This is a genomic window from Flavobacterium sp. Root901, from assembly GCF_001429765.1.
Classification (GTDB): Bacteria; Bacteroidota; Bacteroidia; order Flavobacteriales; family Flavobacteriaceae; genus Flavobacterium.
In genome coordinates this window covers 406953-424456 of record NZ_LMJB01000006.1, presented here as the reverse complement: position 1 = coordinate 424456, position 17504 = coordinate 406953, and the positions used below count along the sequence as shown (strand labels likewise).

At 34.1% G+C, this 17504-nt stretch carries 14 protein-coding genes; 2 read left to right on the top strand and 12 right to left on the bottom strand.

Annotated elements, in window-relative coordinates:
• Positions 1 to 19: 19 nt before the first annotated feature.
• From ASE21_RS11285 to ASE21_RS11270, 4 genes are all read right to left on the bottom strand, one after another.
• Positions 20 to 1156 carry an acyltransferase family protein gene (locus ASE21_RS11285; protein WP_057122774.1) on the bottom strand — a complete coding sequence of 379 codons (1137 nt, stop codon included), beginning with the start codon at positions 1154 to 1156 and terminating at the stop codon, positions 20 to 22.
• Between the two features lie 120 nt (positions 1157 to 1276).
• A complete protein-coding gene (locus ASE21_RS11280; protein ID WP_057122773.1) occupies positions 1277 to 1924 on the bottom strand; it encodes a DUF1349 domain-containing protein in 648 nt (215 codons plus the stop codon).
• Positions 1925 to 2126: 202 nt separating this feature from the next.
• On the bottom strand, positions 2127 to 4343 hold the full coding sequence (locus tag ASE21_RS11275) for a glycoside hydrolase family 3 C-terminal domain-containing protein (protein ID WP_057122772.1): 2217 nt from the start codon (positions 4341 to 4343) through the stop codon (positions 2127 to 2129).
• 205 nt (positions 4344 to 4548) lie between these two features.
• Entirely contained in the window at positions 4549 to 6177 is a 1629-nt protein-coding gene (locus ASE21_RS11270) for a DUF6377 domain-containing protein (RefSeq protein WP_242410257.1), read from the bottom strand.
• 157 nt (positions 6178 to 6334) lie between these two features.
• Between ASE21_RS11270 and ASE21_RS11265 the strand changes: the two genes are divergently transcribed.
• Entirely contained in the window at positions 6335 to 6679 is a 345-nt protein-coding gene (locus tag ASE21_RS11265; RefSeq protein ID WP_057122770.1) for a 5-carboxymethyl-2-hydroxymuconate Delta-isomerase, read from the top strand.
• 89 nt (positions 6680 to 6768) lie between these two features.
• Here ASE21_RS11265 and ASE21_RS11260 read toward each other — a convergent pair whose 3' ends face one another.
• From ASE21_RS11260 to ASE21_RS11245, 4 genes are all read right to left on the bottom strand, one after another.
• Positions 6769 to 9027: an acyl-CoA dehydrogenase gene (locus ASE21_RS11260; RefSeq protein WP_057122769.1), complete on the bottom strand. Its 2259-nt coding sequence runs from the start codon at positions 9025 to 9027 to the stop codon at positions 6769 to 6771.
• A 97-nt stretch (positions 9028 to 9124) separates the two neighbouring features.
• Positions 9125 to 9913, bottom strand: coding sequence for an SDR family NAD(P)-dependent oxidoreductase (locus ASE21_RS11255; protein ID WP_057122768.1), 789 nt, complete (start codon positions 9911 to 9913; stop codon positions 9125 to 9127).
• Between the two features lie 60 nt (positions 9914 to 9973).
• Positions 9974 to 10522 (bottom strand): Crp/Fnr family transcriptional regulator, encoded by a 549-nt coding sequence (locus ASE21_RS11250; RefSeq protein ID WP_242410256.1) that lies wholly within the window; start codon positions 10520 to 10522, stop codon positions 9974 to 9976.
• A gap of 348 nt (positions 10523 to 10870) precedes the next feature.
• Positions 10871 to 11788, bottom strand: a complete 918-nt coding sequence (locus tag ASE21_RS11245) for an EamA family transporter (protein WP_057123177.1) — start codon at positions 11786 to 11788, stop codon at positions 10871 to 10873.
• Positions 11789 to 11885: 97 nt separating this feature from the next.
• Here ASE21_RS11245 and ASE21_RS11240 point away from each other — a divergent pair, with 97 nt between their 5' ends.
• Entirely contained in the window at positions 11886 to 13310 is a 1425-nt protein-coding gene (locus ASE21_RS11240; RefSeq protein ID WP_057122766.1) for a PLP-dependent aminotransferase family protein, read from the top strand.
• A 158-nt stretch (positions 13311 to 13468) separates the two neighbouring features.
• On the opposite strand, the gene ASE21_RS11235 is transcribed toward ASE21_RS11240, so the two are convergent.
• From ASE21_RS11235 to ASE21_RS11220, 4 genes are all read right to left on the bottom strand, one after another.
• The gene (locus ASE21_RS11235; protein WP_057122765.1) at positions 13469 to 14416 is read right to left on the bottom strand and encodes a bestrophin family protein; all 948 of its coding nucleotides are present in this window, start codon (positions 14414 to 14416) and stop codon (positions 13469 to 13471) included.
• A 92-nt stretch (positions 14417 to 14508) separates the two neighbouring features.
• Entirely contained in the window at positions 14509 to 15228 is a 720-nt protein-coding gene (locus ASE21_RS11230) for a hypothetical protein (protein ID WP_057122764.1), read from the bottom strand.
• Between the two features lie 77 nt (positions 15229 to 15305).
• Positions 15306 to 16709 carry a sensor histidine kinase gene (locus ASE21_RS11225; protein WP_057122763.1) on the bottom strand — a complete coding sequence of 468 codons (1404 nt, stop codon included), beginning with the start codon at positions 16707 to 16709 and terminating at the stop codon, positions 15306 to 15308.
• A gap of 1 nt (position 16710) precedes the next feature.
• Positions 16711 to 17385 (bottom strand): response regulator transcription factor, encoded by a 675-nt coding sequence (locus ASE21_RS11220; protein ID WP_057122762.1) that lies wholly within the window; start codon positions 17383 to 17385, stop codon positions 16711 to 16713.
• Positions 17386 to 17504: the final 119 nt, after the last annotated feature.

Below are 17504 nucleotides of genomic sequence, written 5' to 3'. Positions count from 1 at the left end.
CAGTCTTTCTCTTAGAACCTTAGTTTCTTAGAACCTCAGCACCTTTGTATTTCTGAAATTTATTCTGAAGCCAATTGCGTACCGGTTCATCGTATAATTTTAAACATAAATAAGCCATTAAAACAGAAGCAATCAAAACCCCGATTCCTAATGGATATCCTTCCTGAATGGTTACTTTATTATCTACAACCCAAGCGGTATACCAATAAATAAGCGGATAATGGGTTATGTAAATTGGATATGAAATATCACCTAATAGTTTGCATATTTTAGCAGAAAAAGCACTCTTAATCTGTCCTCCCGCTCCTATTGCAACTATAACAGGGAAAATTAAAATGATACAAAAAGATTCATACAAACCATTAATCCATAAAGTGTTTTCATTTCCAAACCTTGGCAGTGCGAGAACAATAGTAATCAAAATACTGCAAACCCAAAATGCGCCTTTAATGTGAATTAGTTTTCCTAAACGGCAAAGTAAAACACCGGCAAAAAACGGATATAATAATCTGGTAAAACCAACATTAATCTGTTCTGCATTTAAAGACCATCCGCCAATTACGTCGCCTTTTGGACCAAAAACGGTATAGTTAATTAACAGTCCGGCAAATATCAGTACAAAAACTGACAGCACTTTATTCGAAAATCTGCGAAAAATTAGGGCGTACAAGATGTTTGCGATGTACTCGAAAAAAAGTGACCATGCCGGACCATTTAAAGGATGCATTTCACCCCAGCCTCTAATTTCCATTGAAGGCGGAATTGGCAGTAAGGTGAAACCAATAATCATTGTTAAAACAACTTTCCAAACTGCCATTCCTGCAATTTGTGGAAACAATATATCTGAAGCCTGAAAATAATAAAATATGGCACCAATGATCATTCCCATGATTACCATAGGCTGTAAACGGATCAATCGGCGTTTGTAGAATTCCCATTGGGTCATATTTCCCCAACGGTCATCATATGCGTATGCAACAACAAATCCGGATAAAAGAAAAAAGAAATCAACGGCTAAGTATCCGTGATTTATAATTTGGACAAAACGATTTCCTCCGTTAAAAGCTTCAAAAATATGAAATGCAACAACTAATATCGCTGCAACGCCGCGAAGCCCGTCGAGAATTTCGTAATGTTTTTTTGGTTTAATGTTCATTGGTTATGAGTTATTAGTTATGAATTATGAGTTTTTAGTATCGGTACTCCGAAACTTTGTCAAAGTTTTAAACTTTGACAAAGTTATAGTAACTAAAAACTCATAATTTAAAATTCAAAATTATTGATGATTTTTCAGCCATTCCAATCTTCTTTGGTCCGGCAAATGTTTTACAGAGAAATTTTCGAATTTTGCTTCAAAACCTTTTCCATCCGGAGAAGCGGCCATTAACCCAACCATTACAGGAGTATTATCTTGTAAAGGCGCATTTCTTGTCATGATGTAATTTTTATCATCAAAAGAATAAAATACTTCAACAGCATCTAATCTTCTAACTGCTTTTATCCAGATGAACGGCGGTGATTTTTCGAGAGTGGTTACGCTCCAGTCACTTTTATCGTGCGTTACAACCGTGCTGATATTAAATTTTCCATCAACAAATTCAACTCCGGTTTTAATGTAATTTTTTTCGTCAATGCGAATCATTAGACCCATCTGATCAAAGCGGGCAATATAATTTCCTGTAATTTTTACCTTTGCTTCAAATTCACCTCCATAAAGGGCGTAATAAAACGGTGCATCATCAACTGTAAATCCGTAATGGGAAATTCGCCAGTAATCGCTGTTTGCCGTTACATTCATAATTAATGCATTGTTTTTTATTTCCCATTTTTCAGGTTCATTAAACCATTGCATTTTTTCCAGGCTTTGTGCCGAAATATTTTGTGTTACCAATAAAGTAAAAACAATAAATAGAATATTTTTCATGTTATTTATTTTTTATTGAACCATTAAAAGATTAAGAGAAATTAAGCAGTGTCTTCAAACTTTTAAACCATTAAACATTAAGTTTAAAGCTTAATTAACTTAATATATTTATGATAAAAAAGAAAAACTTAATTTTAAAAAGCAAAGCTGCAACTTTTTACACTTGCAGCTCTACAAACCAACCAATTTAGAAATAATGAAATTATTGAAGTGAGAATCCCACTTTAGATTTTATATCAGTTGAAGATGCTCCTATGACAGCTTCAAAAGCTCCCGGTTCAGCAACCCAGTCATGTTTTTTATCGTCGAAGAAACTTAAAGCTGTCTTATCAACTATAAACGTTACTGTTTTTTCTTCTCCCGCTTTTAGCGAAACTTTTTCAAATCCTTTTAATTCTTTTACAGGACGAGGCAAAGATGATTTTAAATCGCTGATATAAAGCTGTACAACTTCAGATCCTTCTCTGTTTCCTGTATTTTTAACCGTAACAGAAAATGTAATCTTGTCATCGCTAGAAATTTGTTTTTTATCTGCGGTTACTTTTCCGTATGCAAAAGTTGTGTAGCTTAATCCGTGTCCAAAAGAGAATAATGGTTTTACTTTTTGTTTGTCTGCCCAACGGTACCCTACAAAAATCCCTTCGTTATATTTCACTTCGTCTTTGCCTGGAAATTCACCTAAAGCGTGCGCTCCGTTATCAGACAATTTTACAGGGAAAGTGAAAGATAATTTTCCAGAAGGGTTAACATCTCCAACTAAAACTGCCGCCAAAGCATTTCCGGCTTCTGTTCCTAAAAACCATCCCTGAACAATTCCGGGAACTTCTTTGATCCAAGGCATTGCTACAGCATTTCCTGAAATATTTACGAAAACAATATTCTTGTTTACTTTTGCCAATTCGCTGATTAATTTATCCTGACCGTATGGTAATCCTAATTCTAAACGATCGTGACCTTCATCATCCTGATTTGGGCTTTTATTCAAACCTCCAATAAAAAGAACAATATCAGCATCTTTGGCCACTTTTAAAGCTTCTGCAGTTAACTCAGCCTGCGGACGTTTTTCTTCTAAACTTACTTTTGCGATAACCCCGTTATAGTTACTTGTCGGGTCACCAACATAACCTCTTGCATAAACGATTTCTGCCTGGTTTCCAATTCTTTTCTTTAAACCTTCAAGCGGAGTAATTTCGTATCTCGCTTTTAGAGAAGAACTTCCTCCTCCAACAGTCATCATTTTAATAGCATTTTCTCCAATAACTGCAATTTTCTTTGTTTTAGAAAGGTTAATTGGCAGAATGTTGTTTGTATTTTGTAATAAAACAATTCCTTCTTCTGCAATTTTTAAACCTGCTTTTGCGTGTTCTTCTGTTCCAAAAGATCCAAAAGGACGATTTCTATCCATTGTAGTCAGGAAAGCTAAACGAAGTATACGGCGTACTTTTTCGTCTAATTCTTTTGTTCCAACTTCACCTTTTCTAATCATTTCAGAATAAGGTTTTGCCAGATAATAATTGTCATAAGCATTACTTGTTCCCCATGAAAGTCCATTGGTCCATGAACCAAATTCCATATCCAAACCATTATGTATTGCTTGTTTGGTATCGTTTACACCTCCCCAGTCAGAAACTACAACGCCTTTAAAACCCCATTCCCCGCGAAGAATATCGTTTAATAAATATTCGTTGTGGCAGCATTGCTGTCCTTTGTATTTATTGTAAGCGCCCATAATTGCCCATACTTCACCTTCCTGAACTGCAGCCTTAAAAGCCGGAAGATAAATTTCGTACAAAGCACGATCGTCAACCACTACGTTTACTGAGTTTCGGTTTGTTTCCTGATTATTCAGCGCAAAGTGTTTGACACAGGCTGCAACTCCATTCGATTGCACACCTTTAATATAAGGAACTACCATTTTTGAAGTTAAAAAAGGATCTTCTCCTAAATATTCGAAGTTACGACCGTTTAAAGGGCTTCTGTAAATATTTACCCCAGGTCCTAATAGTACGTTTTTGTTTCGGTAACGGGCTTCTTCTCCAATTGATTTTCCGTATAAAGAAGCAAGTTCTTTATTCCATGTTGAAGAAAGTGCCGTTAAAGCCGGAAATGCAATACAAGAATCATTTGTCCATCCTGCCTGATCCCATTCGTCCCATTTTACTTCGGTACGAATTCCGTGCGGCCCGTCGGTCATCCAGTTTTCCGGAATTCCAAGGCGTTTTACACCAGGTGAACTAAATTTAGACTGCGCATGAATCATGGCAATTTTTTCTTCGGTTGTCATTCTTGAAAGCGCATCTTCTACACGCTCACTAATTGGCTTTTTATCATCAAGATAAACCGGAACTTTATTTTGTGCATTCAATCCGAATGAACTCAATAAAACTAAAACAACGATTGTTTTAACGTTTTTAAACATAACTATTAATTATTTAAGCATTCAATATAATTAAAGATACAAGTGGTCAAATGTACCTTTTAATAATATTGTAAAGCTAAAACGTTATAGTTCGTTTTGAATTTTTAAACGAAAAAAAGTAGTGAATTAAAAAATTAAAATATTGATTATCAAATTTTTAATAAAAAACAAGAGGTAAAAAAAGTAGTGATTTTAAAATAAATCTTTAGATTTTCAATGTAATTAAACCGATTTTCATGACCATTTCTTCAAAATCATTTCTCGAAACTGCCGCTTTATTTCTGGCTCTTGTCCTATAATTGTAAATTGTGCTTAAAGAGTAACGAAGAAAGGCTGCAATTTTTACACTGTCGCTAATTCCTAAACGAATTAACGCAAAAATACGAAGCTCTGTATTTAACAATTCTCCTTGTTTTAAAACGATTTGCTCTTCTTTAATTAAAAGCGCATTAAAGTCTTTTACAAAAGTTGGGTACAAGTTCAGGAAAATAATGTCAAAGTTTTTATACAATTCTTCTAATTCGTTATCAACTAAAGTAGTTGACTTTAGCATTTTATAGATTTCGTCAAATTGTTTTGCCGTTGCTTTTTTGTTTAAAATGATTCGGTAATTCTCTAATTTATTGATATAAGTGGAGCAAAGACTGAAAAAATGCGCAATATATTCTTCTTTAATATGATTCGATTCTGATAATTGTGCATTACGTTCCTGCAGCTGATTATTGGTTTCTGTAATATCCTGATTTAGTTCTGCAAGCTTCTGACTGGTTTCATACAATTCTCCCCTAATTCTTGAAACCTTTTTCATCTGCTTGTAAACATAAATTACAGCAATGATTAAAAATACTGAAAGCAGGCTGATACAAATAAGATAAAGCTGTAACTCTGTTTTCCTTTTAGCCTCTTTTTCTAAATAAACAGTATTTATAATCGAATAAACTTCTGACATTAAAAGTGTACGGAACTGTACATTGCAATATAAGGCGTCTTCAATTGCCGATTGTGTGAGTTTATACGCCATATCAACATCTTCGATTTCGTAAAAAACCAAAGCCAGTTCCTGAAGCGAAGCATTGTCTTTATTGGCATTTTTAAGATCTGATGTAGCCGAAAGCGCATAATATTTCTTTCGAAGTTCCAGATTATTTGTTGCTTCGTTTATTTTTCCAAGCAAATAAGTAATCATCGCATACTGCGGATTTTCTTCGGACGTATTTTTTAATAATATCAGTAACTGTTTTTGTGTATTGTCATATTTTTTTCCACGAAAGATGTCCTGCTGAATTTTGTTTATTTTATAATCTAAGGATTTAGGATTTAAAATAGAAATAAGCGAGTCTCTGTATGTTATTATTTGACGGCGGTACTCTTCGTTATAACTGTTTGCCGCATAATGTTCAAAAAACTCGCGATAAGAAATATAATACGTTGGCAGTAAATGCGGAGAAAGTGTTTTTTTATTAATGCTTTTTAAAATAGCTTCTGATTCGCGGTATTTTCCTGAAGAAGAATAAAGGGTAACCAATTGCAGATTGGCCAAATCTTCTAATTCTTTATTTTGAAGTTCGCCGGCAATTTTTAAATTCTTTTTTACATATAAAATAGCCGAATCTGAATTGAATTTTTGATATTCTATATACAACGTTTTGTTGTAATTGTACTCCTGCTCTTTTGTTAAATCTTCTGATTTTATTTTTTTGAAGTTTAAAATCCTTTCTTCTTTTAAACGGACATAATGCTCTTTGTTTTTTAGCGCCAGATTTAACTTTGCAATAATATCATCTGTGCTTTCAGAAGCAAAAACCGGAAAGCTCAAAAGGATTAAAAGAAACAAAAATGGATTTTTCAAACTAAATAAAAGATAAATGTGACGTACAAATATAATAAAGTGTAAATAGAAAATTGAATTATTTATATGAAGAAGAAATAAGTAAACTTCATAATGTTTTCATAATTTTGGCTGAACTTAATTTCTAATTAAAACCTGTAAAATGCCAAATTTCATTATTGACTGCTCTGAAAATGTATTAAGACTAAAATCTGCAGATGAAATAATGCAGGAAGTTTTTGATTTAGCTTTATCTACCAATCTTTTTACAGCACCGGAAATAAAAGTCCGCATAAATCCTTTTTCTTATTATAATAACGGAAATACTTTAGATGATTTTGTGCACATTTTTGGTTACATAATGGAAGGCCGAAATGAAGAACAAAAAAATACTTTATCAAAAGCCATTGTGTCGAGATTGAAAACAATACTTCCGGAAGTTCACTCCATTTCTATGAATATTGATGATTTTCAAAAGGCTGGTTATTTTAATAGTAAAATGATTTGATTTATTTCTTTTGATATAAAAAAAATTATAACAAATTAGCTTTGTCAAAGTTTAAAACTCTGACAAAGCTAATCATAAAACTTATAAAATTAAACCGCAATTGGCGCCACAAGACAGCTTTCCGGAATATCAAAAGCATTTACCAGTGCCACTGCGTTCGGGCGAATATCCCAGCAAAGCTGATTGACCAGTTTACGAACCGCTTTAGTTTTTACAGCTTCCATATAACCATCTTCCAAATACCAGCCCTTGTTTTTTTCTATCTGCGAAAGCGCATATAATTGATATAATTTTGTCAATATATTTTTAGCATTTTCGTCTTCAATCACTTTAACTGCTTCCTGAAACTGCTCTAAAACAATACGTTCCAAATAAGCCTGCGCAACATCGATCATTTGATGCTGTACGACATTAAAAGCATCATAAGCTTCTAAGCCGCCATCGACCAGTTTTTTAATACGTCTTGCCGCCGAAGCCAGAATTGTTTTTTCTCTGTGCACAAAAGCCTGAAGATGAAATTCTGCATCGAGCAAATGTTCATCATCTGCTCTTCGGGTAGCGATTGGATTTTTTTCTGTAATGACCGTTTTAGCATTTTCATATACGTAATTGATGATTCCCAAAGAACCCATTTCTCCAAATGATTTTCTAAATTCAGACAAACGATTTTTGGCAACCAATTGCATTAAAACCGTATTATCACCTTCAAAAGTGGTGTAAATTTCGGTGTCGTTTTTTAAAGCATCAATTCGGTTTTCAGATAAATACCCTTTTCCGCCGCAGGCTTCCCGACATTCCTGCAAAATATCTCTTGTACTCCAGGTTGAGTACGATTTCATTCCTGCCGCCAGTGCTTCTATTTCCTGCATTTCGGTTTCTGTTCTGTTCAAAAATCTTTTTGTCAGATACTGAAGGGCAAAATGTACGGCATACGTTTTTGCCAAATGCGGTAATAATCTGCGCTGATGCATTCTGTAATTTAAAATAGGAACTTCTGATCCGCCTTCCGGTCCAAATTGTCTTCTTTGATCGCTGTAGCGAATGGCAATTGTTAATCCAGATTTGGCTGCAGCCAAAGCCGAACGCGGAATTCCAATTCTTCCTCCGACTAAAGTTCCCAACATGGTAAAAAATCTTCTGTTATCACTCGGAATAGGGCTTTCAAATTCACCTTTATCGTTTACAGAAGCAAAACGATCGAGCATATTTTCTTTCGGAATCACGACATTATCAAAACTAATGGTTCCGTTATCCACTCCGTTTAAACCCATTTTATGACCGCAGTCGCCAATTGTAATACCTTGCAGAACATTTCCTTCTGAATCTCTTAAAGGAACTACAAACGCATTTACGCCGTAATCATGTCCATCGATAACCAATTTAGCAAAAACAGTTGCGGCTTGTCCATGAACCGCTGCATTCCCAATATATTCTTTTTGAGCGTTTTTATTTGGTGTATGAATAGTAAAAGTCTGATCGTTATGATTATAAGTTGCCGTAGTTTCCAGACCTTTTACGTTTGATCCATGATGTGTTTCGGTCATCGCAAAACAACCCGGAAGTTTCAGAGAACCAATATCTTTTAAATATTTTGCATAATGTTTTTCGGTTCCGAGAGACTGAACACTCATTCCCCAAAGTCCAAACTGTACACCAAATTTTATCACTAAACTCAAATCGTGATAACTCAGCGTTTCCATAATCGCGAAGTAATCTTCTACATTTCCTCCGCCGCCGTATTCTTTTGGATAGGCCATGTTTCCTAAATTTTCATCGGCCAGGATTTTACACCAGTTGTAAACCGTTTTGCGGAAAACATTAATATCTGTTGAAGTTTCATAAGCAAATTCAGGTCTGGAAATCACTTCTTTTACCTTTTTTATAATCGGTGCTTCTTTTCCGTCCAGAAATTCGGTTATTTTTTTAATATCGAAATTGTCTGTCGTCTGCGAATTTGCGGTAAAAGAATCGGCTTTTGTTTTGAAGTTCTGCAGTGCTTCTTCGCCTAAAATCCCAAGGTCATTTTCGAGTTTTGTAAAATCGGATTCAATTGGTGTTAAATCCAAATCGTTTCCCGAAAGTGCTTTTGCAATATCAAAAATGGATTTAAGAGACGATTTATCCTGAATACTTTTTTCAATATCCAATTTCCATTGTGTGAGTTCATTTCGCGAAGGCGGATTTGAAATATCTACTTTAGAAAGTAAATATTCTTTTTCTTCTTCCGATAAAACATTTAAAGAATGTATAAACTCTTTTAGTGTAGCAAATTCTTTCTGTGTGAGAAGATCATCGGACCACACTAAATAAAACAAAGGAATAAAGGCTTGAAGTTTGGTATTTTTCATAGAGAATCTTAATTTTTACTTTTGTTAAATTAAAGAAATTTCGCTTAAAGTACGTTAAGATTCTCATAATATATTACTGAAATTGCAGCGCCGGAAATTATCCGTTTACTTTGCTGTTCATCATGCCGCTAACCACATTAATCATCGCTTTTCTTGTTAAGAATCTTGGCAGAAATGATTGGACATAATTCATTTTACCCACAATTTTAAAACTTTTGTTTTGCAGAAGTGCTTTAATTCCTTGTTTAGCCACTTCATTTGGTGTATCAGCAGGCATTCCTTTTGTGTTTGCTTTTGCAACAGATTGAAAACCAGTTGTGGTATTGCCCGGACAAAGCGCTGTAATCGTTATTCCCTTTTTACTGTATTCTCCATACAAAGCTTCTGAAAAATCCAAAACAAAGGATTTACTTGCACAATAAACGGCAACATAAGGACAAGGCTGTAAAGCACCTGTTGATGCGACATTAATAATGGCACCTTCTCTTTTTTGAAGCATATCCGGCAGTACTAAATGACATAATTTGACCAGCGCATTAATGTTGATTTCTATCATATCTTCATATTGCTGTGTAGTTTCGTCCAAAAAATTTGTCCATTTACCAAATCCGGCATTATTTATAAGAATATCTATAGACAACCCTTTTTGTTTTATTTGAGAATATAATTGTGACGGAGTATCTTTTTGCAGAAGATCGCCTGCGAAAACATCTACTTTTACATTATATTCTCTCGAAATTTTGTCTGCCAAAAAGTTTAATTTGTCTTGAGATCTTGCCGTTAATATCAAATTAGATCCTTGTTTTGCTAATTCATAAGCAAAAGCTTCGCCAATTCCGGAAGATGCTCCGGTAATTAGTGCTGTTTTATTTTTTATTGCTTTCATTTGAGTTTGTTTTACTGATGCAAAATTCAGTAACAACAAAACCAATCTACTTGACCTATGTTAGGAAATCAGTTTTCTTCTAATTCGGCTTAAGCTTTCGGGTTTTATTCCTATGAAAGAAGCAATGTATTGCAGCGGAACATTTTGAATAATATCAGGATTGTATTTTAATAGGTTTAAATAGCGTGCTTCTGCAGATAAATTCATAATATCTTTGGTTCTCTGCTCATTGTAAATCACTGAATTTTCATAAACAATTCTGGCAAAATCAGTCCATTTTTGACTTTTACCGCATAAAATATCAAGATTGTTTTTAGTAATTCTAAGTACTTCACAATACGTTATGCATTCAATATTTTCGTTAGAAATTGTTCCGTTTATAAAACTGTTAAATGAAGTAATAAATCCGGAAGGACAGTTGATATGCGTTGTCTGCTCATTTCCATTTTCATTATAAAAAATCCTGATAAAACCGGAGTTGATAAAATACAAATATTTTACCGGTTTGTTTTCTGCTTCCAGAATTTGTCCCTTATCACAAAAAAGAGGTTCAAAAAACGACTCAACAATCTCAATGTCAGAAGCATCAAGATGAATAATTTCGCGCATCAGGTTTAGAAGTTTACTGTACATCAGAAAGAGTCAGATTGTATTATTGTATTATTGTCAGCCACAGATTTCACAGAGTAAAAGGATTTTTCTGTCTGCCACGAATTGCACGAATTACACAAATTTTTATTTGACGAAAGTGATTAAAAATATAATTCGTGCAAATTCGTGTAATTAGTGGCTAAAAAATCATTGAATCTGTACATCCCGACAGCTATCGGGAGTGGACTGTAATTTCATTTTTCTGCATAAAAAAACAGGAATGAAAAATACTCATTCCTGTTTTAAAATCCTGTTAAGGTTCTCGTAATTTTTACATTTTAAACCAATAAAAATACAAGAGTTACTTTACTGAGAATCTTTAGACGACAGGATATATTTCTGTTTCATGGCAAAAAAATGATTGGAATTAAAAACTAACACTGCAATAAAAATAATGCCGTAAGCACTGATTTGCAACGCGCTGATTTTTTCGTGATAGACAAAATTTGCCAGTAAAAATGCAATCATCGGGTTGATATTCAACAACATTCCAACCGTTGATGAGTTAATTCCTGAAAGGGCGTACAAGTTTAGGAACAACGGAATGATGGTAAATGCAATCGCAATGGTCTCTATACAGAAATAAAATTTAAATTCGGTTGGGATAGTTCCGCTGTATTCCGGATAAAAAGGGAACAAAACTATTGCCGCAAGCGTAATATGAAAGGTAAGTACAATGAATCTGTCAAACCCCTTATTTACACGCTGGCTTACCAGATAACAAGCATAAGTAAGACCAATGATAATGCTGAAAAACATATCCATAATATCAGCATAAGACAAAAGCAGACATCCAAAAATACTTAAACCAACTGCCAGCCACTGTGTTTTGGCCAGCTTTTCTTTTAAGATAAAATAGGCCAGCAATGTCGTTAAAATTGGACAGACAAGATAAGCCAATGAAGTTGCTTTAACGCTTACATGGTTCATTACATAAATAAAAGTAAACCAGTTTGCCATTAAAAAGATACTTCCGCCAATGTTTAATAAAACAGCTTTTTTCTTTTCTGCAGCTGATAAAGATTTGAAAACATTTATACTTTCCTGTAATGCCTTTCTTTTAAACAAAAATGTAATTATCAGCATTAAAATACAACAGCTAAAAACGCGGTAAAATAAAATATCAAGTGCAGGATATTCGTGAATAGGTTTTAAAACTAAACTAAAAAATCCCCAAACGGTATAAGCTGTAATGGCTGCGATGTAATATTTTGTTGTTTTCACTGCTGTTTCCTTTATTTTTTTGATGAAACAAATTTCTAAAAAATAAAACAGCAATACAGATACAGTTTTTGTAAATTGCAGCATAACAGTTATTTTTATGAAAAGCTCAAATTACTTGTATCTGCAATTTGCAGATGTCATTGAAAAACAGATAAAATCAGGCCTTTTAAACGTTGGAGACAAACTGCCTTCCATTAGGGAAGTCTGTGCTGAAACGGGTTACAGCATGAGTACAGTTAGTAAAGCGTATTATGAAGTCGAAAGCCTTTCGCTGATTGAATCCCGGCCGCAATCTGGTTATTATGTGAGTAATACCTCAGCAAGATTAATTACAGAACCTTCGCCAAGTTCACCCATTTTAACTGTTGAAAATATCGAGCGCGAAGATCTGGTTGACCTGGTTTACAATGATATGCGCAAAAAAGACCTTACGATGCTTTCGCTTGGTTTTCCTTCAAACGAGCTGCTTCCTATTGCAAAACTGAACAAAGGAATGGTTCAGGCAATGCGACAGCTGCCAAACAGCGGGACAAGTTATGAGGAAATTCAGGGAAACAGTAATCTGCGAAAAGAAATTGCGCGCTGGTCTTTTACCTGGGGCGGCTCATTGACAGAAGAAGATATTATTACGACTCCAGGCTGTATTTCGGCTATTTCAGACTGCCTGCTGACTTTAACGAAACCCGGAGATACAATTATTACAGAAAGTCCGGTTTATTTTGGGATCCTGCAGCTGGCAAGGTCTTTAGGTTTGTATGTAATGGAACTTCCCTCCAATATGACCACCGGAATTGAACTTGAAGCTGTTAAAAAAACACTTTCAACCAATAAAGTAAAAGCCTGTGTATTGATGAGTAATTTCAGTAATCCGTCGGGAAGTATGATGCCAAACGAACATAAAAAAGAAATTGTACGCCTTATGGATTTTTACAATGTTCCGCTGATTGAAGATGATATTCATGGCGATTTGTATTTTGGCTCAAGCCGTCCAACGAATTGCAAAACGTATGATGAGAGCGGAATAGTACTTTGCTGCAGTTCTGTTTCTAAATCTTTGGCACCGGGTTATCGTGTCGGCTGGGTTTCTCCCGGGAAATTTAAAAAAGAAATTCTGAGAACAAAACTATACCACACTATCTCCTCTCCTACTATTACGCACGAAGTTGTAGGTGATTTTTTGAAAAACGGCCGTTATGAAAACCATCTTCGCAAAATACGCCAAATCTTAAATCGCAATTGTAATAATTATATTAATACGGTTTTGGAATCTTTTCCCGCCGGAACAAAAGTAAGCCAGCCTCAGGGCGGTTTTTTTCTCTGGGTAGAATTAGATCAAAAAATTGATACCTCCGCTTTTTATCATCTGGCTTTAAAACATAATATCAGCATAGCGCCCGGAAGGATTTTTTCTTTTCAAAATCAATTCTCAAATTGTATGCGATTGAGTTTTGGACTTCCGTGGAGTAATGAATTACGCGAATCTATCCGAACTTTAGGCAAATTGGCAGCAAAGCAGTTGTAGTTTGTTATTATGAGAAACGAAGCAATATCATTGGATAAATTAAACTTTGCGCATTATTGTTAGTGAGATTGCTTCGTTCCTCGCAATAAAAAAAACCGGACAGTGCAACTACTTCACTATCCGGCCAACAATTAATTAAGAAGACCAAAATTAAAAAGTTATAAAACGAAATAAGCGTCTTTTTCGACCTTCTTAGGTTCGTCGTTTAAATCAAATTCTTTTAGGATATCAAATTCGCTTTGATATTCGTTAAGCATTTGTTTGATATTTTTCTCAATAGTATTTGCAATTGTCGTAACAGGCGTATCAGTTGGTCGGTTTTCAAACGGGTCCTGCAAATGAATCGCCATTCTTTCGATCAAAAAGAAAGCTGCAGCGATAGCTGTAATTAACGGAATAGCAAACCAGCTTAATACACTTGTTAATCCAAAAGGCAGTAACAAAATAAACAAACACAACGTTAGTCTGATATACATGCTGTAGGTTGTTGGAAAGATTGTGTTTTTAATTCTCTCGCATTTTCCCATTTCATCACACAATCGCGATAATGTATTATCGATCTCAACTTGTTGGTACATGTTGATTTTTTTATCGTTTTTGGCATTTCTAAGATCGCGTGCATGAAGCATTAAAATAGCATTTGGAACATTTTGATGATTCTTAATGTATTTTATTTCTTCTTCACTCATTAATCCTTTTAATGGTTTTACGGCATCTTTATTTCTTAAAGCCTGCCCTAAACTATAACACCATGCGATTTGTCTTTTTGCAAAATTTTCTTTGAATTCACTCGCTTCAACAGAAAAATCGGGATCTTTATAAAATGTCAGCACCTGACGAATTAAAGTTCTGGAATCATTTACGACAGCTCCCCAGACAATGCGTGCTTCCCACCAGCGATCGTAAGCCTGATTGGACTTAAATGCCAGTAATAAGGAAATAATCGTTCCGATCATCGTCGGAATCGCAATTGGAATATCAACGGGAAGATTGATGAAATAGTGATGAAATATTTCAAATAATACAGTATAAGCCAGTACTAAAGCAATTTCTACTTTAATTTTCCCGAGAACGTACTTCATTGGTATTCTTTTCTTTAATAACATATTTTCGGTTTTAAATTAATATTTATTTAGTTTTTAGTTTTTTTAGTTCTTAGACTAAGAATTAAAAAACTTAACGGCTGTCGACTAAAAAATTAAGCCAGTTCTTCGTATAATGAAAGAACCGGAAGACCTAGTTTTTCATTAATGTTTTGTTTTTTTACTTTTTTAAATTTTATTTTTTCCCCTTTTCGAGTTTCTACTAAAAGATCGATCTCATATTTCGAAATAGCTTCTGTCAAATATGGTGCAGCTTCTTCAAGATTATCATCCATTCTGGAGGTTTGGCTTACGATTTCATAAGAGAAATTTTCATTCAAAAACTGCTGTACATCTTTTACATGAACATTTGCCGAACTGTTTTCTATATAAAGTGCTTTTGTAAAATCTTTTTTAAATTCATTTCCTAAATGTAAAATAGGGCATTTTTGGTTGGCCGCCAACTGCACTAAATACTGATGAATACGTTTTGTTTCCTGTTTATAAGAATGTGTCAGAATAACTAGTTTTACAGCAAAATGTTCAATAATTCCTCTGAATATTGGAGACGAAAGTCCGTATTGATTGTGAATTTTAATTTTGCAGTTTTTAGCATGATCGATCATATACCTGCAGGTTTCGAGTACTTCTTCCTGACTTTTGGTAAGTCCGGTTCTCATTTCACGCAAAAAATTAGATGATGAAAAAGCATCTGGAGTTTCAGAAACCATCATTAAAACAATTTCGCAGTCAGATTCTTTTGCCTGGCATATTGCTGATTTTACAGCAGAAATTGTATCATCTTTTAAAGTTGTAGGTATCAGGAAATTTTTCATATGTATAATCTTTTAGTTTATACAGACAAAATAACTACCTGAATATTAGAAGGGTCTTAATCTTAAATTAGAATTTTCTAAGATTCAACATTAGAATTTTTAATGTTGCTTTTTTTAGTTTTTGTTTTTTTGAAGATAATCGTTACGATCGTACCTTTATTTTGCTCAGACTGTACTTGTATCTCGCCATCATGCATACGGATGATTTTTGAAGCCAAAGGCAGTCCTAAACCATAACCGATATATTTTGCGGCAATTTTCCCTCTAAAGAAAGGTTCATACAAATGCGGAATATCCTCTGGCGGAATACCAATTCCGATATCGTTGATGGAAATTTTTATAGCTTCCTCATTTGCTGTAAGCGTTACAAATACCTCATTATTGTCTGAGTATTTTACGCCATTTGTAATAATATTATTAATCGCTAATTCTAAAAGCGGTCTGTTACACGGAATTAAAAGCAGATTGGAATCTTTTGGCACAAAATTAAGTTTGATACTTACTCTGTTTTCCGGAAAAATTTTATCTAAATCAGATTTTACGTCTAATAATAACTCATCAATTCTGGCGATATCCAAAACCTGTTTATTTCCGTCATAGCCTGTCTGAGTAAGTTTTAATAAACTTTCGGTTAAGTTTCCTAACCTTGATGCCTGATTGTAAATATTTTGCAGTGATTCTACATATTCTTCCACCTGACGTTCTTTAAGAAGCATAATTTCGGCCTCGGCAATGATCGTTGTAATTGGTGTTTTTAATTCGTGTGAAGCATTATTAATAAAATTAGCCTGAATCTCGAATGATGTTTCAAGTCGGTCTAACATATCATTAAAGGTTTCGGTCAGATCTGAAATTTCATCAGAGTTTTTGACTTCCGGAAGTCTGTTATGAAGATTTGAAGCGCTGATTCTGTTTACTTCCCTCGTAATCCTGGCCACCGGATTAATAACACGTTTTGCCAAAAAACGACCTAAAAAGAAAGCAAGAAGAATAAAACCAATACCTCCAAAAACCAATATTTTTATAATATAAATAGTTGTTGTTTTCCCTCTTCGGTCTCTGGCGCCAACAATTACAATATATTTTTGATCTCTTTCTGTAAAAACCTGACCAAGATAATATTTACTGTTAATTTCAAAATAATCTTTTCCGGTCTGCAGTATATTGGAATAAAATTTATTGGGAAGATTTAATTTTGTATTGTAATCAAAACTATTGGCACTGTTGATTTTCAGGACATATTCTTCTTCTTCAATAAGTTCTTCAAGTCCGTTTTTCTTTAAATTACTATAATATTTACTTTTTTCAGGATCATGCTGAAAGTGAATTGAAGCCACAATTTTAGCACGGTCTTCTAACCTTTTCAAAAAATGGTAACGGTTATTTTCCCTAAATAAAACGAATACTATAATACTCAATAGCAATGTACTAAAGGTAGAAAGTGCTACATAAGTAAAAGTAATTTTTTTTCTAATATCCATTTTATGTTTTTATAACATAACCTAAACCTTTCATGGTATGAATAAGTTTGGTTTTGAAAGGTTTATCAACTTTTTTTCTTAAATAAGTAATATAGACATCGACAACATTGGTATTCATATCAAAATTGATATCCCAGACATTATCTAAAATCTGATCGCGGGAAACAATTCTTCCGGCATTTTTTCCCAGATAATACAGCAGTTTAAATTCCTTTGCCGTTAAAATTATTGGTTCTCCGGCTCTTTGAACGGTTTTTGCCCTTCCGTTTATCTCTAAATCTCCAATTGTAATAACATCAATTTTATCTGTTTCCTGATGTGCTCTTCTGTGCAGGGCATTTACTCTGGCATCGAGTTCTCCAAATTTAAAAGGCTTTACCAGATAATCATCGGCACCGGAATTAAGTCCGGTTACAATGTTTTCTGAAGTTCCAAGCGCCGTTAAAAGTAAAATTGGAACAAAGTTTTTGCTTGCGCGAAGTCTTCTGCAGATCTCAATTCCGTTAATATCCGGCAGCATAACGTCTAAAACGACAACATCAAAGTTATAATTGTGAATCATTTCAAGAGCAGTTTTGCCATCGAGAGCCACGCTAACTTCGTTGTTATTTTCTGCAAATCCTTTACGCAAAATCGATAAAAGATTTGGTTCGTCTTCGACTATTAGTAACTTCATGTTAATTTGTGTATACAACAAAAATAAGGATTGAGTTCAAAAATATTATTCATAAAAGTTATAAATTATGATTTAATTATGAACAATAGCTTTCAAAAGCAGCTTTGTTTAATTGTTGG